Origin of the sequence: Acinetobacter sp. V102_4 (assembly GCF_031799005.1) — a bacterium.
In the GTDB taxonomy this organism is placed as follows: Bacteria; Pseudomonadota; Gammaproteobacteria; order Pseudomonadales; family Moraxellaceae; genus Acinetobacter; species Acinetobacter calcoaceticus.
On record NZ_JAVQNR010000048.1, the window covers coordinates 1 to 23,516 of the forward strand.

Consider the following 23,516-nt stretch of genomic DNA (forward strand, 5'->3'; position numbering starts at 1 on the left):
GAAGGGGGACGCCTTGTGCGTGCTGATCCTTTACTATCAGTCTGTCAACCCACTTTCGTTCTGCCACCATAATTCTCTAATGTTTTGGCAGAACTCCCCAAATAAAGGAGTTGGCTATGCATATTCTTTTTATACCCCCTGATTAGTTTTTAATCGGGCTTGATGAACTTCTGGTTCTTCAAGCTTTAGGTCTTTTCGTCTAAAAATTTAACTTAAAAAATGTCATGTGAGATACATCGTGGCAGGGCTTCGTGTTGCCAAAAAAAAGCCTGAGCTCCATGACGACATCACTGGATAAAATGATGAAAAATAAAATTTTGATGGGTCTGGTTGGTATCAGTGTGTGGATGATTACTGGTTGTTCTTCCGATTTTGAAAAGGGTATGAAACAAAGTTGTAGGAATACAGGAGGGAGTCGCAGTTTCTGTTCCTGTTTCTACGACAAGATGGAAAAACATTATGGCGAAGAGAAGCTGGAGGTGATTGGCATGATGCAAGTCAGGATGCCAGAAGACTTCGAAGAGGTGTCCTTTAAGTCTGGTCAGCAATGTGCACATAAACTTTAGAACAGCACATCTTCACATTCAATCTTAGTTTGCTTTTTGATTTCACCTGCTGCCATAGGGCAGCGGGTTGGACAGGCTGACCTAAAAAATGAGGAATTTACAATGAAACATCCCTTGATTGGCCTTTATTTCACAATTGTCATTGGTTATTGGCTGTATTTGATTTGGCAGTATCCCATTTATTCTGGTGGATATGCCTTGGGGCGGGCGCTTGTTTGGCCTGCTGATTTTCTACGTTGGATGTTTTAGTACCTAAATTGGGGAGGTTGCCATGACCATCATATCGAGAGAATCACTCCAGAAAAGCCGTTGGATGTTGATGCTAAGAGCAAGTGATAATATTTATTTTGCACCTGCTATTCCTTATAAAAAATTGCAAGGGGCCATGAGTTATCTCCCTCAAGGGATTCACCCAGATGAAATCCTCATGCTGATTGACGATACGGTATTTGGCAGTGCCAAAGCTGGACTTTGTGTGACGGCGACAGGACTCTTTTATAAAGAAAGCTTTGGAGATGAAGTGACTTACCTCTTTAAAAATATTCATCACGTCGAGGCAGAGATTGGGGTCATTAATCATGGCATCGTACTGAATCGGATGGAAACCTTAACCTTTACCCAACTGGATAAGGGGATCGTACGGACATTGGCTGAATTTTTAAATGAAGTCTGTCAATCCCAAGCTTCTCAATTAGGGCAGCAGATTCCAAATGCGAAACCTTTCATTCATCTCTATACCTATTTCATGTTGGGATATCGGGGAGAATGGCATGATAAAGCTCGTGAAGTCATGGCAACCATATTTGATCGGGATATTTTTAAGGCAACAGATAAACAATATCTTATCCATTTTATGCAATCGAATCAGCGTCAAGATCTCTATGAAATTGTTGATGAATTAAAAAGTATAAGTTTGGAGCTTCCGTTACAGATCAGAATGATGTGTCTGGATGATGCTATGGGGATTATTGTTTTACGTCACTTTCCAGATACAAATTGGGTTCTTGAGTTTGCTCCAGTTTGCCAAGCTTTAAATGTCTCTGAACAGATGGCTGAGTCGTTAATTAATAAATATGAACAATACTTTTCTTACACGGTAAATACCAAACAAAGCAAACCAAAGTTAACAGTTGAACAGCAACATGCATGTGAAATTTTAGATATTCAGCCTGAATCACTGACTGAGCAAAGCTTGCAATCTGCTTACCGAAAAAAGATGGCTGAGTTCCATCCGGATAAATACCAGAATTTACCTGAATCCGTTCGTCAGCTCATTGAAAGCCAAGCCCAGCAACTCAATCAGGCGAGGGCCATATTAAAGCGTTATCTGGACAATAACTGAAAATAAAGAAATTTTACTTACATATTACCCCTGTGAAGAGGGTACAGATCCTGATGGAAATCTCCTCATCAGCCTTGCCTATCACGAGAATAAATTCAAATTCAGAGGACTTAGCATGATGAAAAAACAATTACTTTGCTGCTGTATTGCCAGTATTTTATTTTTAGGTGGCTGCTCAAAAAAAGAGGAACTGCAAACGGCCCAGGATGAATATAGTGATGCCTCTGGTTCAGTTGAGACTGAAACCGAAACAGGAGTACTTTCACGAGTGATTCTTTCAAAAACCGCTGTTCAACCGTTGCCTTTGATTGATGGTGATATTATGGGTAACTTCCCAGAGGATGATTACCGATATGCGAGCCCAGCTAGATTCCCACTTAATCTTGTTGAAAGACAGAGTGATCAAGATATTCGTTCATTTGACCAAATCGCTGCAATATTAAAACGTAACTTGAAATTAGGTGACGATCAGATTTTAGTAATGGGGCGTGAAAGCGGACCGATGGAAGGGATGGATCAGGTTCTGTTTGATTTAACCAATGATCAGCTTTATCAGTTTGCTAATAATCTGGCGATCAACTATGTCCGCATGTTAAAAACACCGATTATTAAACCAAAAGGTGAGTTTGAAACCACGGAACAGTACCATTTACGTGTAGAGCAGACGAAAACAGAGTTGGAGGCTGATCAGGTTGATTATGATATCCATCTATTACAAAACGCATTAAATAAAGCCATGCGTCGACTTTATATCAATCAGGGATCTGTAAACCCAGATTATGAATATGATGCCGATAAAGGTATTCTGACCTTGAAGTTTGAAGAGAATGCATCGTCTCGAAAAGTGGAAACCTTATTAACTCTCCCTATGGCAGCAGCGGATGCACAGGAACTGGTAAAAGGTTCAGCAGGTTCAGGTTGGGCGCGAGCCTATATCATGGACTTTAAACAAAATCGCTTAAAAGTGTCAGGGGTACTGTTCTTTAAGTTTCGTTCCCAGATTACCCAACAGTACCGGGTAGGTGGTGAATCACTTCTCTATACCCAAGTGTATAAACCACTTAAGTTAGAACAAAAATCGAGTGATTCATGGCTAGAGCCGAATGTCGATTTTGCAACGCTACCATTACAGGATGTATTGAACTCACCAGCGAACCAGTTTGAATTTGGTATAAAGCATTATCTTTCAGCCGAGACTTATACCAAACAATGGGAAGCAAAACGTTAACAGGCTGAATAGCGCTATTTAAAACTTACCTATAACCGAGGACTTGCCAATCAGGCAGGTCCTTTTTTTATGCCTTTTATTTAAGGGAGAAGTACATGCACCAGTGTCCTTACTGTCACTCACTACACATCACATTACTCTGCAAGACTGAACCTACGTCAGGTGTGTTCGCAAAGCTTTCATCGTTCTCACCGATGTCTTTGGCAGCAGCCTGTATGCAATTGTCAAAGCGAAGTCCTGTTCATCCTTTGGTGGGTGGCTTTGCGGGCTTGGTTATTGGAGGGATGTTTCTACTCTACGTCCAGCACCAAGACAACATGGTGACGCTGTTTTACCAGTGTGAGCAATGCTTACAGCATTTTGAAATCCAGCAATCAGGCTTCGCGTAATTTTCATCGTTTACACCTTTCAAATTATTTAAAACACTTAATTTATATCACTTAAAGGAAAACAATCATGGCGCATCAATTAGAAACTATGGCTTTTGTTGGTCAAACCCCATGGCATGGCTTAGGCAATCAACTCACCCAAAACCAACCTATAGAAGTCTGGGCTGAGCAGGCAGGAATGGATTGGAAAATCGAATCATCCAATGTCAGTTATATGGCAAAGAATGAACGGGGACAGAGCATTATCATGCCGTATGAAGAACAGCGAGTGCTTTATCGTTCAGATACTCATGCACCGTTGTCGGTGGTGAGTCAGCGTTATCAGGAAGTCCAACCGATGGAGATTCTAGAGTTTTATCGAGACTTAACGGAGCAATCAGGCTTTGAGCTGGAAACGGCGGGTGTACTCAAAGGTGGTCGTAAGTTTTGGGCATTGGCAAGAACAGGCCAATTGGCAGCGTTAAAAGGCAAGGATGTCAGTCATGGCTACATTTTATTAGCCACGGCATGTGATGGGACACTCGCCACTACGGCACAATTTACCTCAATTCGCGTAGTGTGTAATAACACTCTGGCGATTGCCTTACGTGGGCAGAATAGCAGTGCTGGTGTGGTGAAAGTTCCACATAGCACCAAATTTGATGCTGAGAAAATTAAACAGCAATTGGGTATTTCAGTGCGTGCATGGGATGAACACATGTATGAAATGAAACAACTCAGCCAACGTAAAGTGACCCAGCAGGAAGCAGCCGCCTACTTTGATGCTGTGTTTAATAATACGAACCTGAGCATTGCTGAACAAGATGAAAGTATCATTCAGTTCTACCGTAATGTGGCAAGACCTCAACCACCCCATTCATCCAAAGCTGACAATAAAACTGAACCGAATGGTCGGGCTATGTCTAAGGTGATGACCATGTTTAACGGACATGGCCGTGGGGCCGAGTTAAGTTCAGCCAAAGATACGGCTTATGGGTTGCTTTGTAGTATTACGGAGTTTTGTGATCATGAGCGCAGAGCTATAAGTCAAGATCATCGGATGGATTCAGCATGGTTCGGGGCTGGAGCCAATATCAAACAACGCGGGTTAGAACAGGCATTAAGAATGGTGTCTTAATCATACAATCAATGATTTATTTAATTTAAGTTTGTCGATTTAGCCTAAGTCTATTAATTACGTTGCGTTTTAAAATTAATTCAAGTCTACCTTTAGCCATATTTCTCTCAATGTGGCTTTTTTTATGCCTTTAAAAATATAGGAGTATCCTTATGAGACAAATCATGACGAGTCAACAGCAACCCTTTATAGGTCCACCTGTTGAACCAAAAACTTATTCATGTCATAGCAGACGAAGTAACAAAGCCAAACGATTGGTTGAAACCAAACAGATGAGCCGTGAACAATGGCTACAAATCCGAAAACAGGGAATTGGTAGTAGTGATGCAGCAACAGCCTGTGGGTTAAATCCTCACATGTCGATGCTTGAACTGTGGATGATTAAAATAGGTCGAATGCAGCAAGGTGTTGAAGATGAGAGTGCAGGCTATGCTCCTTTATACTGGGGGAAAAGGTTGGAACCGCTAGTCGCTGAATATTACAGCATGCATACCAACCATAAAGTGCGTCGAGTCAATGCTGTGTTACAACATCCTGACGAGGACAAAGCATTGTTTTATTCTACTATTTATATTTATAGAGAAGTTCTCGGTTTTTCAATAATATTGTTGTTTATCAACTATGATGTTTATACGAAAAGCAATGTTGGTATATTTTTTGATGCGCTTTTTGCAATACTACATTTTATGTTTATTTTTTTTGTTTTTAGGAAAGTTTACGATATTAAAATAAATTATCTAAATTTAATTTGGAAATAGAAGGCGAAATAGGAAATGAAAAAAAATACTAGGTTTTGTCATTATCTTTTTTCTTTTATTGTTGGGAGCTTTTCTTGTCTTTTATTTTAGTGGTATTCATTAGGCCTTAGTTTTATATTTGTAGCTTTTTTTGTTTTATTTCTCAATTCCTAAGAAATTTGAGTTTATATCTCCTATCCAAGACAGTCTTTTCTTGTATATCTATAATCTTGATTTAAAGATTGGATTTCTTTTATATTTTTACCTTGAAACTTTGTTTTGTTTATTTTGTAGCCAAGTTTGAATTGGTTTATTGAGAATAAAGGTTGAGATATTTAATGTAATATTATAACATTTCATTGGTTCGCGGTTATATAACTTCATTATTAATGTATAAGAGATATTTATTCATCCCTTTGGTATTTTCATCGGGGGGTACTTATGCTGAAGATCAGGTGAGTCAACAACAGGCCAGAGATTATCTTTCGCAGAAACAGCAGATTGACCAGTTAACGCAATCCGTTGCGCCTTTTATCCAGCTACAACAGACGAAAGTTGATTCAAGCTATCCTTGGCTACAAAAGGAACCGATTTGTTTTGAGATATCTTCTTTAAAGGTTGATGTTCCAACTAAGTATCCGAGTATAAAAACAGCTGATTTTAATCGCATCTTTAAAGAACTAAAGTATTCAGACAATAAAGTTCTAGGCCGATGCATTGGTGAAAAAGGACTGGCTGGTGTTGTTAATTATATCAATGAGCGACTGGTTCAACTGGGTTATGTGTCTACTCAAGTCATCGTACCCGAGCAGGATCTTGCGACAGGACATTTACGTTTAACTTTGATCCCTGGATTGATTGGGGAAATCCGACTTAAAAATAGTAAAGATCAACCCTTAAATTATCGTTTGCCCATGCAAGCAGGCGATATCCTCAATATCCGTAAACTCGAACAAATCCTAGAAACCTTTGCCCGTTTACAAGGCATGCAGACCAGTTTCGATATTCTACCAAGCCAAAAAAGTGGTGAAGATGCGGGTTATAGCGATGTTGAAATTGTATGGGAGATTCAGGAAAGGAACTTTATCACTGCTGGACTCAATGATGCGGGCAGTAAAAGCTCTGGAAAATACCAAGGCTATGTCAGTTATGCTTTAGAAAACCCATTGAATGCTGCGGATAGCTTATTTGTTTACTATACCCAGTCAATCAATGACTGGAATACCGACCATACCGATTTTAATAATTATTTTATTTCCTACGAAGTTCCCTACAAGAATTGGTTACTTAATCTCAATGCCAGTCAATATACCAATATTCAGGAACTAGAAGGTTTTGATAAATGGCTCGATTATAAAACCATTAACAAAGATTTTAACCTTCAAGCACAGCGCGAACTCAGTCGTAGTAAATCCTACCGTCTCTCTGGCTATGTCCAACTCTATCGAAAATCAGTCTCCAGCTTTATTGATGATCTTGAAGTCAATCCTCAACGTAAACGCCTTTCAGGCTGGGAGTTGGGGAGTAAATATCAATACAGGTTTGGTCAACAAAACATCAATGTTCAATTCAGTTACCGCAAAGGTGCTGACATTTTTGGAAAAAATGAGGCGGCCGAAGATATTACCGGAGAGGGTGATTCTAGAGCTGGGATCTGGAATGCAGCTTTTCAATATGCAGTGCCCTGGCAGACCGCTAAAAATAACTTTATGTATCAGTTGAACTGGCAAGGCCAGTGGAGTCCGCAGAAAGTGGTCAGTCAGGAGACCTTTAATATTGGTGGCCGCTACAGCATTCGGGGTTATCGACCTGAGCAAAGCATCGTTGGCAGTAATGGACATTATTTACAACAAACCATGCATTGGCTCAATCCCATTCCTAATTTCTCACTTTACGCAGGGCTGGATCAAGGACTTGTGACTGGGGATGGCACTCAATATTACTCTGACCGTTATCTGTTAGGCAGCGTGGTGGGTGTAAGAACCCAATTCAAACATATTAATGGCGAGTTTTTCGTGGGCCGGGGACTGGTTGCACCAGAACATATCCAGAAAGACCTAATCACTGGATTTAATCTCTCATTTAATTACTAAGCAAATCCATGAATAGAAATAAGGTCACAATATGAATAAGCAATTTTATCGAACAAAATTTAATGCCAAACTTGGGACTTATGTTGCAGTATCCGAACTGGCAAAATCCCATCAGGGGGATACCTCTCCACATATTAAAGCGTCAATCAATACAGAGGTGACAGACTCAAGTATTGCGGCAACAGGACAAAGAACATTAAAACAATTGGTGTTGGCTCTTTCTAGCTTGATGGCGATTAGTCCGATTTATGCCAATGTTGTCGTCAATAATGGTGCTGCTGTAGCGCATAAAGCGACTGTACTTAAGGAAGGTAAGGTAGCCAACGTTTGGATTACGGCCCCTTCAGCATTAGGTGTATCACGTAATAGTTATACCCAGTTTGATGTAAATCAGAATGGTGTAATCCTGAACAACTCTCGCGGCGCAGCAACCAGTCAGATTACCAAAACATCCATTGCGGCGAATCCTAATTTGGCAAAAGGAGCAGCGACCACGATTGTAAATGAAGTCGTTTCAACCAACCCAAGTTTATTACAGGGTAATCTTGAAGTATTGGGATCAAGAGCGAATGTGGTGATTGCCAACCCAACCGGTATTACAGTGAATGGTGGTGGGTTTATCAATGCCAATCAGGTAACGCTATCAACAGGGATGTTGGGTTATAACAGTGATGGTTCGATCAAACAACATACCGTAAAACAAGGTGCAATCACGATTAATCCTGGTGCAAATAACCGAGGATTAGGAGGTAATGCCAATAATCCCGTTGCATTAGAACTGTTAGGCCGCTCTATTGCGATCAATGCACCAGTCAATGCCACGACAATTACTGCTGTTACAGGGGCAAACACAATTACTGCTGACACAGGTGAATTTGCTGCAACGACAGGAACAGGGATGAAACCTACAGTTGCGATTGATGTCGCACAGTTGGGAGGGCTTTATGCAAATAGTATTTATCTCTATGCCAATGAAGCGGGGATTGGGGTCAATAATGCAGGCATTATTAAAGCCAAAAATAATTTAGTCCTTAACAGCAATGGTAAAATTACCAATACCACAACAGGATTAATTCAAACCACAGATGCAAGCAATGGGTTAATGTCCGTTCAGACCAATCGAACGGATGGACATGGAGACATAATCAATCAGGGTAAAATCCAAAGTTCTAATGCCGTATTTGTTGATGCTGGACGTCATTTATATTTGCAGCAAGATAGTTACACAGGTGTAACCAATATAACTTCAAAGAACATTGTGTCTTTAAATACCAAAGGTTCGGTTGTTGGAACTGGCGCTGTGATTAAGCAGTTTGGCGATGGGCAAAATGTTTACATCAATGCAGATGGTGATATTAGTCTAACGGGTAAACAAGTAAGTGGGGCTCAAAACAATATTGGCAGTAATGGTGGCGTTTATCTTAGCGCAGGTCAAAAGATTAAAGTAACCGATGCTTCGATTAGTGCTCGCAATGATCTTGGTCTCAGTTCAAATAAACAATTAGACCTGAAAGATTCAAATCTATATAGTACCAATAATGGGATTTATCTCAATAGTGTTGGAACGGATATAGCCAATGCTGCAATCAATGTTACCAATGCAGTGCTTGATGCTAAAACAAAATTAGCCATTCAATCTTCAGGTTTATTAAATCTTACAGCTTTAAGTTTGCCAATTGTATCGGGACAAACCAGTACTCGTGTACAAGATGTTGTGTTCACTGCACAACAGAATCTAAATTTTAATCAAAACAAACAAATGCTACAGCCGATTAAAGGCAAGTTAAGTATTGCCGCAGGAGGAGATATCTCTTTGGCAACAGGGCTTACTGCCGCCAATGTTGAAGTGAAGGGTTTTGGAGGCATTGATATTGAAGGGAGCAATGTTAAAACTAAAAATATTACGCTATCCACGGCTGGAAACTTAAATATCGTTGCGAAAAAAGATGTTAACTTACAAGATAATACCCGTCTATGGTCATCATTAGGCAATATTAATGTCTCTGCTTTGGGTGGGAATTTGACCACAACCAGTCTGACTGCATTGGCCAATAAAGGCAAAGTTTCATTACTGGCAGATAAAGATGTACGTTTAAATATCGCTAAAATTAATAGTGCTGTAGAGGGAACCACTGCACTAGATCAGACCAATCAGAAATCAAAAATCACAGCAGGGCAAGATATTAATATTGGCTCAACTAACCAAGGGGCACTTTATCTCTATGCTGGAGATATCCAGTCCACGGCTGGAAATATTAATTTGATTGCTGATAAAAATATTAACTTATATCGTGCTGGAGATGTGAAACAAGTTAAGAACGCGGATGGGACTTTTATTCCAAAGACAACGTATTTATGGTCGAACTTAAAAGCAAAAGATATTTCAGTAAAGTCAGCGATTGGTAATGTCGAACTTCAATGGCTGAATGCCAATGCCAGCAATGATCTTGTGGTTGATGCAAAAGGTTTCAATCGCATTTATGGTGGTGAATTAAAAAGTGGTCGTAATATTGAGCTACATGGTGGAGACAATGTCAGACTCTGGGCGGTGAATAGTAATTCAGGTGCACATACTGCGGTTAGTTCAGACAAGAATACTTACTTAAATAGTGATATTGATGCCAAAGGTCAAACCAGTTGGGCAGCGGCTAGCACGGTCAATATGACAGCTGGTGGCTTACTTTCCTTAAAGAGTAAAGGTTTACAAGCACATCAACGTACCAATTTAAAGGGTGGTGTAGTTAATATTGAAGCGGGCACAAGTTTGGATTGGAAGGATAAATACACACTGACTGCAGTGGATAGTGCGATATTAAAGAACAATGCCGATCTAGCGCAATTCAATGGTGATATTGGTATTCAGACTGGAACTGGGAATCTTACCATTACGCCAACCAATATTACCCTAAATGCGTATGGCGATATTGATCTTCATGCTAAAGGTGGTGATTTAACGTTAGTAGGTACTGGTGGCACTACAGGAAATGGTTCAGAGCAAGTTGTAAAGCTGAATACAACCACCGGTGGTATTAGCTTGGCAGGCCAGAATGTAACATTACAAGGATCTGAACTTAAAGCGAGTAAAGATATTAACCTCGTTGCTACTACTGGTGATGTGATTGTGGATGGCGTGAAAAATACGATTCAAGATTCTACAAAGATTGCATCATTTGAAAGGCTGAAAGCAGCTCAGTTGGAAAAAGAAGTTTTATTACGTCAACATGAGCAAATGCGACAGGATAAGGATTACTTATTCCTCATAGACTCGTACGCTAAAAATAGGGGTATTGGTTTAAAGCATGAAGGAGAAGTTGATGTAAAAAAAATGTATGCGATAAAGGACGCATTAGAAGAGAAATACTTCGTAAAAATTTTTATTGACTATAGTCCTGCAAATGGGTATCGCGGTTCAGTATATTTTATTCATGCCTATGAAAAATATACGCCACGGATTGCATCTGCTGATCAGTTGATTAATTTCTATAGTAAAAATGTTAATGGTTATGAACATCAAGGCACAAACCTAATCTCAGGAAATGGGAATATTAATCTGATTGCAGCAAAAGGCGTAAGTATTAGCGGTTCAGAAGTAGATGCTCAGAATGGGACTGTTCGTATTGAGGGAGCGGGTACTTTAGCTGGAGCTGCACATAAAATCCAAGGGCAATATACAAGTGACAAACCGAGTAGCGTAAAACAAGGTCCGATAAAAGGCAGCATCATTATTGATGGACTGCAAGACTCTTATGAAATTGGTCGAGTAGAGCATGAGAACTACAACTGGCGTAGTCCTGTGAACATAACGACAATTAATGGCAATAAAGGAGTAAAGATCAAAGCTACAGGTAGGTCAGAAACTGATAATTTAATTTTACAAGGCACTGAAATCACCAGTCAGAATGGTAATGTCGATATTGAAGCTTATAAAAATATTATTTTTGATGTGGCGATAGAGAATGGTTATGACAAGAGTAAAAAAACTGAAACGAAAAGAAAATGGTACGGTAAGAAGAAAACCACGACAACCGTAAAAACAGCTGAAAAAAGTGGAGGAGTGTCAGTTGATATAGAAGCGAAAAATATCAATATCAAAAGTCAGGAAAAAAATACAGATAAAATGATGGGTCAGAATCGTACCAGTATTGATATGTATTCGAGTCATTTAACGGCAAATGGTGGAAAAATAAGTATTCAGGCTGGAGGGGACCTCAACTTTTTGACTGCAAAGAATGAAACCTTAAATACAACTGATATTAGTAAAAAGAGCTCATTTATTGGGATTAAACTGAATAATTCCAAGACCACGAATACGCGTAATATTAAATCAGAGCTTCCTGCTGTGCTGAATGCGGACTATATCGGCACAAAATCAGGATTTGATACTCGTCTGAAAGGGACTGTATTTAATTATTTGGAAGGTGCCAATATTCAAGCAGGTGGCACGATTAGCTTAGAAAAAGCATCGGAAATTGTTACAAATACTTCTACGAAAAAGAGCAATAGTGTTGTTTGGCAGTCGATGCAAGACAAAGGCTCTATTACAGAAACAGCAAAATTACCAAGTTTTAATGGACCAATTGAGCCAACGTTTATTGCTAAAGGTGGATTGACAGTACAAGTACCAGTTGTTTCTGGCAAAAATAATGATGTACGAGCAGAAGTAATTAAGCTGTCTAATCAGCCTGGTAATGAATATTTAAAGACTCTTATTGCTCGAAAAGATGTGAATTGGGAAGCTGTAAAACTCGCACAAGAGAATTGGGATTATAAGTCACAAGGATTAACTGGTGCTGGTGCAGCAATCATTGTCATTATTGTAACAGTATTGACATCAGGGGCTGGTACAGCAGCGGCTAGTTCAGTTGCATCAGCTACAGGGAGTGCGGCACTTGGAGCAAGTGCTCAGGCTGCGGTTGCGACATTAGCTTCACAAGCAAGTGTAAGCTTAATCAATAATGGTGGAGATGTTGGTAAGACTTTAAAAGATTTAGGTAGTAAGGAGTCCGTTCGTAATCTTGCGGTAAGTATGGTTACGGCAGGATTATTAAAAGAAGTGGGTACAGCTTTAAAACTTAAACCCGATAGTACTTACTTCCCTGATCGTTTAATGAATAATTTTACCAATGCTGTTGGCTCTACTTTAGTACAGACGGCAATTAATGGTGGAAATTTACAGGATAACCTCGAAAAAGCTTTACTGGCAGGATTATCTGGAGCCTTACAAGGGGAGTTAGCACTGGGTATTGGGGATTTCTTAGATTTTTCAAATCCTGATATTTGGGAATATACAATTCATAAAATTGCTCATGCTGCTGCTGGTTGTGCGGCTGCAGCTGCAACAAAAGCGAGTTGTGAGGCTGGTGCAATTGGCGCTGGTGTAGGTGAAATAGTAGCTGGATTAATGCCTGATCCAGTAAATGGTGATGAATATACAGTTGAAGAAAAATTACGAAATCGTAATGCTGGTAAGATAGCTGCAGGTGTTCTATCCGGCTATGCTGGTTATGATGTAAATACAGCTGCAAATGCGGCAGATATAGCAATTGAAAATAATAATAATACTAGAGGAGGACCGAAAAGATCATTATTCACGTATTTAGCTAAAAAAGCTGTTAATCACATTGCACCTGAAAAAAGTGCAGATCCTAAAGTTGTTGCTAATTTTTGGTTAAGAAGAACCGATAAAAATGCTTTAAAACAAATTGATATTGATCATATAGCACAAGGCCATATCACAACTAACAAAAATGGAGTTACAGCAGTAGGTTTTCATCATGAGCCGAGTGGAGGAGTAACATCAAGAGTTACTCAGGTTGTTAGTAAACCAGACTCAAATGGTGTTTGGGAAGGAGTAATTGAAGTTTATGATGCAAATTCAAAAAAATGGATACCTAAAGCTGGAAATAATGGGAAATCAACTTTCTTACCATCAGGATGGACAAAAGAACAAATGGAATTTGAGTTAACATCTGTTTTTAAAGCAGGAGAGGCGAAAGGTTTTGTTAAAGCTAAAAAAATCTTTGAAGCTATATCACCATCAGGCGTTAAAATTAAGTTTGTTCCACCTACTAAAAATGTACCCCAATGGCGTGCTTGGCCTGTTAAGTAAATTTTAATTTTTGGAGTTATGAAATGAAAGTAATATTTTTTTTAAATACAAGCCAAGAAGATGAAAGTATGGAAATTTTTAGTTTTCCAGATGTAATTATAGAAGATGAAAGAGTTGAAAGTGAGCATTTTACCGAAGCAGAATATTTTCTGATGTCTTTAGACTCCGTAAATGCAGCCTCAGAAATGCTAGAAATCATTAATTTTTACAATGAACAAAGCATGCTTTCTTTAACTGAAATCAAGGCTAGTGAAAATGTTAAAGCAATTATTTATGAACAATTTATCGCGTTTAAACGAATAACATCATCTAAATTTGATAATGAGATTTCTTTAGATATATTTTTAAATATATTGTTGAAATGGAAGGATTATTTATTAATTGGTGATAAGGCGGAAGTCGTATTTGAAATTAATTAGGTGTTATGGGAAAGAGTTAAGATTAGCTGTAAGTGGTAAAACAGACAAATACTAAAGAGATGCTGTAGTTGCAGCATTGGGAAGAATAAAATCAGAAGCTTTAGTTTCAGGTTCACAAGTTAATAAATGGTTAACTAAGCAATAGGAGATATTAATGAATTACTATGAAGTCAAAGCGGATTTTTATGAGTTTCCTAATCAATATTTTATAACAGAGATAGATGGCTTCGACAACCCGAGAGCTCAGTTAGATTGGGATGAGTTTCTGGTTGAATTTCTCTTAAATAAACAGAAAAAATATATTGCGACAATAGAAAGCGGTAAAGAGGAAGTTGATTTTACTACGACATTCTATGGGTTTTGTGTTGTTAGTGAAAAATTTGCAAATATATTGGCAGTAGAGAAAATTAGTGATTGTTTAATTGTTCCATTAGTTTTTAATAAAGAGTTATCACAGAAGTTTTATTTATTGGTGGATTCGTTAAGGTATGACTGTGTTGATGAGATTAACTCTGACTTTCAGAAATTTCTTGAGAACGATCCTGTAAGACCTGATCTAGCGGGAAGATATAGAGCCTTTTTTAAATTAATCATTGATGCTTATAAAACAGATAATGCTGACTTTTTTAGATTGGGAAATGAAGATGCAACTGTGATTGTGAGTCAGAAAATAAAAGATATTTATGATAAAAATCATTTGACTGGAGCAAGTTTTACTAAAGTAACGATCGACTAATTTATGTTTAGTTTGATATAAACGGGAGTAGTTCAAATCTGAACTGGCAGTTCTCCGGTTATATCAAAAGCTAATTCTTCATTTGGATGTTTTCTTTGGGTTGGCAGAAGCTGATATCTTAATTAACGAAGGAAAATTAACACAAAAGAGTATAATTGAGTCAACAAGGATTGATCTGGCAGATGGCGTGCTGAGAAATCCGAAGGTAGTTGAAGTTTTGATGAAGGATGGGTCTGATATTACGGATTGGAAGAAGTTCACAACAAAATCTGTAAGTACTCAAAATGGTCAATATCTACAGATACATTTTTATAAAAATATTAAAACGGATAAGATTGATTACGAAATACAAGATTACAAAGTGAAAGGAGTTGTGCGACCATGATTTTAAAATGTATTGATCCTTTTATTGATGAATTTAAATTAGATCATTTTTATATATGTCTAGCGGTAAGCTTTAGTGAAAATAATAAAACTACTGAAGAGACAGTAAGGCGAGATCCTGATGGAATACCAATAGGATCTTAGAAGGTTTGAGTTAGTCACACAAGAAATGCCATTTAATTGCACCTGAAAAAAGTGTAGATCCTAAAGTTGTAGCTAATTATTGGTTAAGAAGAACCGATCAAAGTGCTTTAAAACAAATTGATATTGATCATATCGCACAAGGACATATTACAACAAATAAAAATGGAGTTACGGCAGTAGGTTTTCATCATGAGCCAAGTGGGGGAGTAACATCAAGAGTTACTCAGGTTGTTAGTAAACCCGATTCAAATGGTGTTTGGGTGGGGGTGTTGAAGTCTATGATGCAAATTCAAAAAAATGGATATCTAAAGCTGGAAATGATGAAAAATCAACATTTTTTCCTTCAGGATGGACAAAAGAGCAAATGCAGTTTGAGTTGATTACTGTTTATCAACAAGGGGTTAAATCTGGTAAAGTGGGCACTTTAAATGCTTTTGAAGCTATTTCACCATCAGGGGTGATAAAATTTGTCCCACCGCCAAAAGGCCATACAACTATAACGCAATGGCGTGCTTGGCCTGTTAAATAAATTATGTAAAAGGTGTAGATAGATGAAAGTACAATTCAGCTTTAACTGGACACAAGAAGATGAAGGTGGAGAAATTATTCATTTCCCTGTGGCTGTAATTTATGCTGAGGATAGCAATGGTGAAAAAAAATATTGGTCTGATGCTACTCATTTCGTAAGCTCTTTTAATACGACTGAGTCTGTGTATAGACTTTTAAAGATTATTAACCTATTTCAACTTGAAAATATGATGCGAAAAGTTGAGATCTCACACTGGAATGATTTTGAAAAGGCAATTATTAAAGAATCACATATTGTATTTAAAGAAAGATTTGGTGATTCTTATCTAGATCAACTTGATTTGAGTTTATTTGAAAAAATACTTTATAAGTGGATTGAGTATTTGCAAAGTGTTGATAAAGATACAGTCGTATTTGAAGTTAATTAGGTGTTATGGAGTAGTTCCTTATTGCAACAATTCCCCCTTATCGGAAGAACTAATAATGTTGTTTTTAATTTCAGCATTGTGGGCAAACTTTTTATTGAGGGAGAGCATATAAAATAGGGAGGCAATGGAGCCTGTAAATTATTTTGTGTAAGTTCCATTTTTATAAATGATCTTTTAATCGATCATCGAACTGAATCGTAAACCAATTCATCGCTAAACGCCAATTGTGAATTGGCATTGTCCATTTCTTTGCGGCGTTGCTTATTATACTTATTTTAAATAACGACGTTGATGTTTATTTTTTAGGCATTAACAGTGGTGTTCAATTTAATCAATATTTTGGTGCTGAAGTATTCTGGAATAAGTCAGTAAACGATATTAAATTTGACGAAGATTTTGAGGATTTTGGTGTAAAAACCGATGCCGATGTTCAATATTATGGTGTTGGTCTTACTGGTAAATATCCTTTAGAAAATAATTTTTATGCAAAAGGTATGCTTGGATATATACGTGTTGATGTTGATGCAGAATTTCAAGGATACAGAGCATCAGAAAGTGAAGATGATGCTGGTGTGATTATTCAAGCTGGTGGAGGCTACAACTTCACTAAGAATATTACAGGAGAGTTATCATACACATATGTTAGTGCCTTTGATGGTTTTAATGGTATGAATCTTCAAGTGAAATATAATTTCTAAAATATACTTGAGGAAGATTAATAATTTCTTCTTCCTCAGGTTACAATCAAAAGTATGGTTATTGAATTGACTACTGTTAATAGAGCTGGGTTATTATGAGTTCGAAAACAGGATCGCTACAGAACGGTAATCGAACTCTAATTAGCTTAAAAATACGAACTGCTGTTTTGAAATAGGTTGAAATAAAGAAATTACAATGTGGTAAAAATAGTAGTAAAAAATTAAAAGTTAAATATTTTATTGTTATTTGTTAGTGGTTTATTTCTTTAATTTGACTGTCACCGCTTCCGCCAAAATTCTGAATAAGCCCTTGTTTTTGCAAGGGCTTATTTTTTACCTGTTCTTTTACCCCTCATCCTACCCCACATTAAAAATTGGATTGGAATAGCTAAAATAAGAATAATTTAGATTGCTTTGGATAATCGATAAATTGAGTTTAAGTTGATCTTTGAGAAAACAAACTATTATTTAAGGTTATAGCTGAGTGACTTCTGGGCCGTTCCGAGCGAGAGTGGCGAAATTCTGAATAGATTTAAGTAACTTTCATAGATAGCCTAAATTTAAAGTGTTTTTTGACTAAATAATTTTTATTTAAATGTGAGACTAGGATGAAATTAGAGATAAGAAGGAGTTTACTTATGATTGCTTAATTTAGCCTATATCTTTAAATGTATTAAGAATGATCTTGATAAATTTCTCAGTAATAAGAGATTGATGTGTAGTTTTTAGTTTAATTAAGTTAATGGTTCGACTAAATGGGAAATCAATAATTTTTTGTTTAATGACTTTATTCTCATGTAGTGATATTGGAGTAGATTCGGGTAAAACAGCGATGCCAATATGGGAACTAATGAGCCCTATTGCAGTAGTTAAATATCTGACTTCGCATGCGACATCAATATTTTCAATTGATAAATCAATATTTTCAAGAGCACGATTAAATGTCTTATACACGCTACTTCCGGGCATGGTAACAATTTGAGGGAACGAAATGACATCCCTAAAATAGATTTGTTCTTTGAATTGTAGATCATGCCCCTCTGGGGAAAAAACTAAGAGTTCATCATCAAATAAACGATAAAAAGCTAAGTGAGGATCAACAGTCTCAATAGTACCAATACCTATATCAGCTACAGCAGATTTGACAGCCCCATGAATTTCATTTGCATTTAAATCATGTACTACAATTTTGACTAGAGGGTATTCTTTTTTAAATTCTTGAATCCAACATGGTAGTAATGAACTGGCAATCGTTGGTAAAACGGCAATATTAATTGTTCCTAATACATGTTCGGAAATATTTTGACTAAGTTCCAATGCGTGCTCATATTCTAATAATACTGATTTCAGAGGAATGATCATTTGTTGCCCCTCTGGGGTAATTTTGACGCTATGACGAGTTCTATCAAATAACTTTAAATGAAGTTCATCTTCTAGTTGCTGAATCTGTAGAGTAAGCGTTGAAGGCGATATACATAATTTATTAGCAGCTCGTGCAAAATTTTTGAGTTCAGCGACAGTGAGAAATGCTCTGATGTGCCTTAATCCTTGTTTCATTACTACATTCCATTGTTCAGAAATTTTAAATTAATAGGCTTTCTAAAGCTCAAAGATACATTATTTATTTTTTAAAGTTAAATTTTCTTCAATTTAACACTCATATCTCAGAAAAAATCATAGTATCCAAAATACTTTTTTATTTTATATTCAGAAAAATCGAATACTAAATTTGAATAATATTGATTCAGTGAAAGTATAAAAAAACATAGGATAAAAGTGAAAATAGGAGCTAATAAAAGGGAATATTATGTTAGCAGGATTAGGGTTAATCACGATTATTTTATTATTTGTCAGTATCTTGACAAAAAAGTTATCACCATTAATTGCATTAATTACCATTCCAATCATAGCTTCACTGCTTGGTGGCTTTGGATTAGAAACCAGTAAATTTATTATTTCAGGAATTAAAAATATTGCCCCAATGGCAGGAATGTTTGTCTTTGCTATTTTATTTTTTGGCATCATGACTGATGCGGGAATGCTTGACCCAATTATTAACCGGATATTGAAAACTGTTGGTTTAAAGCCAGCAAGAATTACTGTGGGAACTGCGCTTCTCGCTTTAATTATTCATTTAGATGGTTCAGGGGCGGTGGCTTTTCTTATTACGATTCCTGCAATGCTGCCGTTGTATGATAAGTTGGGAATGGATCGACGGGTTTTAGCCTGTGTAGCATCTTTGGCTTGTGGGGTTAATTTTTTACCTTGGACTGGGCCAGTCATTCGTGCTTCTGCATCTTTAAATATTCCGGTTACAGAAATCTTCACACCTTTAATCTGGGTCCAGATAATAGGTTTGATCTTTACATTTACTGTAGCTTATCTATTAGGAAAAAAAGAAGAAAAACGCCTTGGATTAAAAAATCTTTCCGGTGATTCTGATTTCTTAACCTATGACATTGATGAACAAAGTCAGGCTTTGCGTCGTCCACATAGCTTTTGGCCGAATGTTCTCATTACAATTTTTGTTTTAGGTGTAATGATCAGCGGCAAAATTGATCCAGTTGTAATGTTTATGATTGGTGTAGTTGCTGCTTTGCTTATTAATTACCCTGATATCAATGAGCAGCGACAACGTATTGATGCACATGCAAAGGCTGCTTTAAGCATGGTAAGCATTTTATTGGCAGCGGGTGTGTTTACAGGTGTGATGACAGGAACGGGCATGTTGAAAGAAATGTCACAACATGCAGTAAATTTTATTCCACCAAGTGCTGGGCAGCATATTCCATTTGCCTTAGGCATTGTGGCAATGCCACTGTCTTTATTATTTGATCCGGACTCTTTTTATTTTGGGGTGTTGCCAGTTATTGCACATACCGCAAGTGCATTTGGTATTGAACCCGTACAGGTTGCACAGGCTGCAATATTGGGTCAAATGACTACAGGATTTCCAGTGAGTCCATTAACACCCGCAACATTTCTGATTGTTGGGTTATGTAAATTAGATTTGGCAGATCATCAAAAATATACGATTCCATATTTATTTGCAGCTTCTGTAATTATGACAATTGCTGCGGCTGTATTTGGCGTATTTCCATTTTAAAGGCGTAATATTATGAATACTTTAAATAAAATTCGTATAGGTAGTGGTGCGGGTTATGCGGGAGATCGAGTTGAGCCTGCTATTGAATTAGCCGAAAAAGGTAACCTTGATTATTTGGTATTTGAATGTTTGGCTGAAAGAACGATTGCTTTAGCTAATCAAGCTAAACTTAAAAATCCGAATGATGGTTATGACGCTCTATTGGAAAAACGTTTGCGCGGTGTATTGCCATTTATTCAGGATAAAGAAGGTAAAACCAGATTTAAGATCATCAGTAATATGGGAGCAGCAAACCCTGTCGCTGCAATCCAAAAAGTTCGGGAAATATTAACAGAGCTTAAGATTCCTGATATCAAGGTTGCAGCTGTAATAGGTGATGATGTATTGACTGAGCTTACTGATCAATCTCTGATTCTTGATAATGGACTAAGTGCTGAGCAATTGTCTTCACAGATAGTATCTGCAAATGCTTATTTAGGAGTTGATGGAATTTTAGAAGCACTTGGACAAGATGCCGATATTATTATTACTGGGCGAGTAGCCGATCCCTCCTTATTTCTTGCACCTTTAATCCATGAGTTTCATTGGTCAAATACTGATTGGGATAAATTAGGGAAAGGCACATTAATCGGTCATTTACTTGAATGTGCAGGGCAAGTCACAGGTGGGTATTTTGCAGATCCTGGAGTTAAGGATGTGCCAAACCTAGACCGCTTAGGTTTTCCGATTGCTGAAGTTGATCATCAAGGACAGGCTGTAATCACTAAAGTTGAAGGTTCTGGCGGTTTAGTCAGTGAAGCCACATGTAAGGAGCAGCTTTTGTATGAAATTCACCAACCTAATGCATATAAGACTCCTGATGTAACAGCTGATTTTTCTAATGTCTATTTTGAACAAATTGGACCAGATCAGGTTGCTGTTTATGGAGGGACGGGTTATGAGAAACCTCAAAACCTTAAAGTGACGGTTGGTTTTTCTGATGGTTTTATTGGAGAGGGGCAAATCTCTTATGGTGGGCCAAATGCTAAAGCACGAACAAAACTTGCTAGAGATATTGTTCTTAGCCGTTTAAAACAAACAGGTGTTAAGTTCGATGAAATTCGAGCGGATATGATAGGTGTAGATTCTTTGTTTGGTGACTATTCTAACCAAGAAACACAGAATCCTTGGGAAGTACGATTACGCGTAGCCGCACGTTGTCAGCAAAAACATGATGCAGTTGCTGTAGCTAACGAAGTTGAATCTTTATATACCAATGGACCTTATGGTGGTGGTGGTGCAGTAAAAAGTGTAAAAGAGGTACTGGCTGTTGCATCAACATTTTTATCTCGTGATCGAGTTCAAGTTCAAGTCATTATGGGATGAAAAATATGAAATTATATGAAATTGCACATAGCCGCACTGGAGATAAAGGCGACAGTTCCAATATTTCAATTATTGCATTTGATGCGCAGAATTATGATGATTTATGTGCAATTTTAACTACAGATCTGATTGCTAAACAATTACAACCAGCCTTACAACACTTTTTGGTAGATGAATTCCTTATTGAGCGATATGAGCTTCCTAAAATTGGAGCTTTAAATTTCGTAATTCGCGGAATTTTAAAAGGAGGTGTTACTCGTTCATTGTCGTTGGATGCCCATGGTAAATCTTTATGTTCTGCTATTTTAAATATAGATTTAAAATGAGAGTCAAAGGTGGAGAATAGTTCTAGGACTATAGTTTAATCTTTACATTACTTGTTGAGTTGAATTTCAAAGGCATTCTTCACAAATTCTAATAAGCTTTTGCTTGAAACTTAAGGATACTTTGAGATCTAAGAATTCGTGTAAGTGAATCTAAAATGAACGATTGAAAGGATAAGGATGGTGTAGCGTCATTTAGTGACGCATTGCTCTTTTAATTATGAAATGAGTGATTAAACTCTTTTTCTAGAAAGGAGTTTAGCAATATGGGTAAAAATTTAGTGCGTCTTATGCAAAGCGAAGGGGGAGAAGCTACTTTGAATTGCCAGCGTGATTCAAATAATGAAATTATTAGAATCTTTGATTTGGATGGCAATGTTCTTCCTCTAAATCAAAGGACTCGTTGCGTAATTTGGAAATCTCAAGTTTGGTATTTTTGATTGATTTAAACTTGTAGTTTATAAAGAGCCAGCATTGTATCTGGCTCTTTAATATTATTAATATTTAAATTTTCCATTCGAGTCTGTAAATTTTGAATATTCATGAGATATTAATTCTTCAATAATATTTTCTTTTTTTGTATTTTTAAGCTCTGCTAATTTTTCGAGTTGTGTTTGAGCAGCTTTTGTTAATGGAAGATGATAAGGCTTTTTTAATTTTCCTGAGGATCTATATTTTTGTTGTCCCCAAGATTTCTTCATGGTTTCATAGAATTTTATAGATTTTAAATGGTCATAATTGATTTTAAGAGGTTGTATGTTATCAAGTAAAATTAACAATTCATAATACTTGCTTGTATTTTGTTTATCAATTAAAAAATATGGATAATATTTTTCCTTTTTTTCTAAATATTTTATACACCAATCAATCTGATTTTTATCGAAAGTGGAAATCCAGTCATAGTGAATGTTATGTTGAGTAATATGGAATTCCCATTCAAGACGTATCGATTCTATGAATGAAATTTTACTTTCTATATTTAAAACTATTAAGTCAATATAATAAATTAAATTTTCAAATTCATTAATTGACTTTTTCTCTGGTATAACACTAGGTGGAGTTGCAGAAAATACACCATTCGTGACTGGAAATGGATTATTTATTTTTTTATCCTTATTAACTTCTATTTTAAAGATTGGGTAGTTAGGGGGGGTGAAATAATTGTATGTTTTTTTATATTTATGATCACGAGGGATAGTAATAAAATTTTCTGGGTTGTAGTTCTTTAGTTCAAGGGAGTAAGGCTGAGGTTTAATTTTGGATAGTATGAAATTTATTTGTTGGAAGTTTTCTTTATCAATCCACTTTAGTTTTTCTAAATCTATGACTCTATTTATTATTATAAGATTTATAACTTCAATCATTGATTCACGTTTGGATGATGTATTAAAGTGGTCAACTAAATCATTTTTTATTTTGGTTATAGGAGGGAGTGGAGGTGGATTAGTATAGTTGTGTATTTGAGAAGTTGCAGTAAATGGGAAATTAAAGTTTGGCTTTAAAATGTTCCAAATTAATTCCAACTCTCTGTTAGATAGTTGTTCAAAAATAGAAGAATCGTACTCAAGTGAAGTTTTAATCATTTTAGGTAATCGGTAATATTTTAATTTAGTATAAATTATTTAAATTTTTTTGAAAATAAAAAGTAAATTTATTATCGGAAATGTGTAGTTTTTGTGTAGAAATACAGTCTATTTAAAGTGAAAAAAATGACTATTAAAGACAAAATTTTGTAGATTTATAGACTTGAAATTTTATATTGGGTGCTGGGTGCTGGGTGCTGGGTGCTGGGTGCTGGGTGCTG

The 23,516-nt window shown here is 36.8% G+C and carries 20 protein-coding genes and 1 pseudogene; 19 read left to right on the forward strand and 2 right to left on the reverse strand.

Going from position 1 to position 23,516, the window contains the following annotated elements; genetic code table 11:
- Positions 1-302: 302 nt before the first annotated feature.
- The 15 genes and pseudogenes from RMB13_RS13410 to RMB13_RS13480 all read left to right on the forward strand — a co-directional run bounded on the left by RMB13_RS13410 (position 303) and on the right by RMB13_RS13480 (position 16,918).
- On the forward strand, positions 303-566 hold the full coding sequence (locus RMB13_RS13410) for a hypothetical protein (RefSeq protein ID WP_311073717.1): 264 nt from the start codon (positions 303-305) through the stop codon (positions 564-566).
- Positions 567-668: 102 nt separating this feature from the next.
- Positions 669-815 carry a hypothetical protein gene (locus RMB13_RS13415; protein ID WP_311073706.1) on the forward strand — a complete coding sequence of 49 codons (147 nt, stop codon included), beginning with the start codon at positions 669-671 and terminating at the stop codon, positions 813-815.
- Between the two features lie 70 nt (positions 816-885).
- The gene (locus RMB13_RS13420; protein ID WP_409070630.1) at positions 886-1,908 is read left to right on the forward strand and encodes a DnaJ family molecular chaperone; all 1,023 of its coding nucleotides are present in this window, start codon (positions 886-888) and stop codon (positions 1,906-1,908) included.
- A gap of 115 nt (positions 1,909-2,023) precedes the next feature.
- Positions 2,024-3,136 carry a hypothetical protein gene (locus RMB13_RS13425; protein WP_311073702.1) on the forward strand — a complete coding sequence of 371 codons (1,113 nt, stop codon included), beginning with the start codon at positions 2,024-2,026 and terminating at the stop codon, positions 3,134-3,136.
- 95 nt (positions 3,137-3,231) lie between these two features.
- The gene (locus RMB13_RS13430) at positions 3,232-3,525 is read left to right on the forward strand and encodes a hypothetical protein (RefSeq protein WP_311073700.1); all 294 of its coding nucleotides are present in this window, start codon (positions 3,232-3,234) and stop codon (positions 3,523-3,525) included.
- Between the two features lie 67 nt (positions 3,526-3,592).
- A complete protein-coding gene (locus tag RMB13_RS13435; protein WP_311073698.1) occupies positions 3,593-4,642 on the forward strand; it encodes a DUF932 domain-containing protein in 1,050 nt (349 codons plus the stop codon).
- Positions 4,643-4,794: 152 nt separating this feature from the next.
- Positions 4,795-5,190, forward strand: a pseudogene (locus tag RMB13_RS13440) (YqaJ viral recombinase family protein); the annotation flags it as partial.
- A gap of 644 nt (positions 5,191-5,834) precedes the next feature.
- Positions 5,835-7,472 (forward strand): ShlB/FhaC/HecB family hemolysin secretion/activation protein, encoded by a 1,638-nt coding sequence (locus tag RMB13_RS13445; protein WP_311085471.1) that lies wholly within the window; start codon positions 5,835-5,837, stop codon positions 7,470-7,472.
- Positions 7,473-7,503: 31 nt separating this feature from the next.
- A complete protein-coding gene (locus tag RMB13_RS13450; RefSeq protein WP_311073695.1) occupies positions 7,504-13,581 on the forward strand; it encodes a DUF637 domain-containing protein in 6,078 nt (2,025 codons plus the stop codon).
- Between the two features lie 23 nt (positions 13,582-13,604).
- Positions 13,605-14,000, forward strand: coding sequence for a hypothetical protein (locus RMB13_RS13455; protein ID WP_311073693.1), 396 nt, complete (start codon positions 13,605-13,607; stop codon positions 13,998-14,000).
- Positions 14,001-14,154: 154 nt separating this feature from the next.
- The gene (locus RMB13_RS13460) at positions 14,155-14,736 is read left to right on the forward strand and encodes an imm11 family protein (protein ID WP_311073691.1); all 582 of its coding nucleotides are present in this window, start codon (positions 14,155-14,157) and stop codon (positions 14,734-14,736) included.
- A gap of 100 nt (positions 14,737-14,836) precedes the next feature.
- Positions 14,837-15,121: a hypothetical protein gene (locus RMB13_RS13465; RefSeq protein WP_311073690.1), complete on the forward strand. Its 285-nt coding sequence runs from the start codon at positions 14,837-14,839 to the stop codon at positions 15,119-15,121.
- 507 nt (positions 15,122-15,628) lie between these two features.
- A complete protein-coding gene (locus RMB13_RS13470; protein ID WP_311085472.1) occupies positions 15,629-15,793 on the forward strand; it encodes a hypothetical protein in 165 nt (54 codons plus the stop codon).
- Between the two features lie 22 nt (positions 15,794-15,815).
- The gene (locus RMB13_RS13475; RefSeq protein ID WP_311073686.1) at positions 15,816-16,220 is read left to right on the forward strand and encodes a hypothetical protein; all 405 of its coding nucleotides are present in this window, start codon (positions 15,816-15,818) and stop codon (positions 16,218-16,220) included.
- Positions 16,221-16,477: 257 nt separating this feature from the next.
- Positions 16,478-16,918 carry an outer membrane beta-barrel protein gene (locus RMB13_RS13480; RefSeq protein WP_311073684.1) on the forward strand — a complete coding sequence of 147 codons (441 nt, stop codon included), beginning with the start codon at positions 16,478-16,480 and terminating at the stop codon, positions 16,916-16,918.
- A gap of 651 nt (positions 16,919-17,569) precedes the next feature.
- Here RMB13_RS13480 and RMB13_RS13485 read toward each other — a convergent pair.
- Complete coding sequence (locus tag RMB13_RS13485) at positions 17,570-18,475, reverse strand: LysR family transcriptional regulator (protein WP_311085473.1); 906 nt, start codon at positions 18,473-18,475, stop codon at positions 17,570-17,572.
- A gap of 250 nt (positions 18,476-18,725) precedes the next feature.
- On the opposite strand from RMB13_RS13485, the gene RMB13_RS13490 reads away from it, so the two are divergent.
- The 4 genes from RMB13_RS13490 (at position 18,726) to RMB13_RS13505 (ending at position 22,152) form a co-directional block, all read left to right on the forward strand.
- Entirely contained in the window at positions 18,726-20,024 is a 1,299-nt protein-coding gene (locus RMB13_RS13490; RefSeq protein WP_311085474.1) for a citrate:proton symporter, read from the forward strand.
- A gap of 12 nt (positions 20,025-20,036) precedes the next feature.
- The gene (locus RMB13_RS13495; RefSeq protein WP_311085475.1) at positions 20,037-21,389 is read left to right on the forward strand and encodes an acyclic terpene utilization AtuA family protein; all 1,353 of its coding nucleotides are present in this window, start codon (positions 20,037-20,039) and stop codon (positions 21,387-21,389) included.
- A 5-nt stretch (positions 21,390-21,394) separates the two neighbouring features.
- The gene (locus RMB13_RS13500; RefSeq protein WP_311085476.1) at positions 21,395-21,715 is read left to right on the forward strand and encodes a hypothetical protein; all 321 of its coding nucleotides are present in this window, start codon (positions 21,395-21,397) and stop codon (positions 21,713-21,715) included.
- A 263-nt stretch (positions 21,716-21,978) separates the two neighbouring features.
- Positions 21,979-22,152 (forward strand): hypothetical protein, encoded by a 174-nt coding sequence (locus RMB13_RS13505; RefSeq protein ID WP_311085477.1) that lies wholly within the window; start codon positions 21,979-21,981, stop codon positions 22,150-22,152.
- A gap of 57 nt (positions 22,153-22,209) precedes the next feature.
- Here the strand turns inward: RMB13_RS13505 and RMB13_RS13510 are convergent, their stop codons facing one another.
- Complete coding sequence (locus tag RMB13_RS13510; RefSeq protein WP_311085478.1) at positions 22,210-23,295, reverse strand: hypothetical protein; 1,086 nt, start codon at positions 23,293-23,295, stop codon at positions 22,210-22,212.
- Positions 23,296-23,516 lie beyond the last annotated feature (221 nt).

What these genes read in the sequence shown, in the direction of transcription:
- RMB13_RS13410 (WP_311073717.1), top strand. Translation starts at nt 303, where the DNA reads ATGAAAAATAAAATTTTGATGGGTCTGGTTGGTATCAGTGTGTGGATG.
- RMB13_RS13415 (WP_311073706.1), top strand. Translation starts at nt 669, where the DNA reads ATGAAACATCCCTTGATTGGCCTTTATTTCACAATTGTCATTGGTTAT.
- RMB13_RS13420 (WP_409070630.1), top strand. Translation starts at nt 886, where the DNA reads ATGCTAAGAGCAAGTGATAATATTTATTTTGCACCTGCTATTCCTTAT.
- RMB13_RS13425 (WP_311073702.1), top strand. Translation starts at nt 2,024, where the DNA reads ATGATGAAAAAACAATTACTTTGCTGCTGTATTGCCAGTATTTTATTT.
- RMB13_RS13430 (WP_311073700.1), top strand. Translation starts at nt 3,232, where the DNA reads ATGCACCAGTGTCCTTACTGTCACTCACTACACATCACATTACTCTGC.
- RMB13_RS13435 (WP_311073698.1), top strand. Translation starts at nt 3,593, where the DNA reads ATGGCGCATCAATTAGAAACTATGGCTTTTGTTGGTCAAACCCCATGG.
- RMB13_RS13450 (WP_311073695.1), top strand. Translation starts at nt 7,504, where the DNA reads ATGAATAAGCAATTTTATCGAACAAAATTTAATGCCAAACTTGGGACT.
- RMB13_RS13455 (WP_311073693.1), top strand. Translation starts at nt 13,605, where the DNA reads ATGAAAGTAATATTTTTTTTAAATACAAGCCAAGAAGATGAAAGTATG.
- RMB13_RS13460 (WP_311073691.1), top strand. Translation starts at nt 14,155, where the DNA reads ATGAATTACTATGAAGTCAAAGCGGATTTTTATGAGTTTCCTAATCAA.
- RMB13_RS13470 (WP_311085472.1), top strand. Translation starts at nt 15,629, where the DNA reads ATGCAGTTTGAGTTGATTACTGTTTATCAACAAGGGGTTAAATCTGGT.
- RMB13_RS13475 (WP_311073686.1), top strand. Translation starts at nt 15,816, where the DNA reads ATGAAAGTACAATTCAGCTTTAACTGGACACAAGAAGATGAAGGTGGA.
- RMB13_RS13485 (WP_311085473.1), bottom strand. Translation starts at nt 18,475, where the DNA reads ATGAAACAAGGATTAAGGCACATCAGAGCATTTCTCACTGTCGCTGAA.
- RMB13_RS13490 (WP_311085474.1), top strand. Translation starts at nt 18,726, where the DNA reads ATGTTAGCAGGATTAGGGTTAATCACGATTATTTTATTATTTGTCAGT.
- RMB13_RS13495 (WP_311085475.1), top strand. Translation starts at nt 20,037, where the DNA reads ATGAATACTTTAAATAAAATTCGTATAGGTAGTGGTGCGGGTTATGCG.
- RMB13_RS13500 (WP_311085476.1), top strand. Translation starts at nt 21,395, where the DNA reads ATGAAATTATATGAAATTGCACATAGCCGCACTGGAGATAAAGGCGAC.
- RMB13_RS13505 (WP_311085477.1), top strand. Translation starts at nt 21,979, where the DNA reads ATGGGTAAAAATTTAGTGCGTCTTATGCAAAGCGAAGGGGGAGAAGCT.
- RMB13_RS13510 (WP_311085478.1), bottom strand. Translation starts at nt 23,295, where the DNA reads ATGATTAAAACTTCACTTGAGTACGATTCTTCTATTTTTGAACAACTA.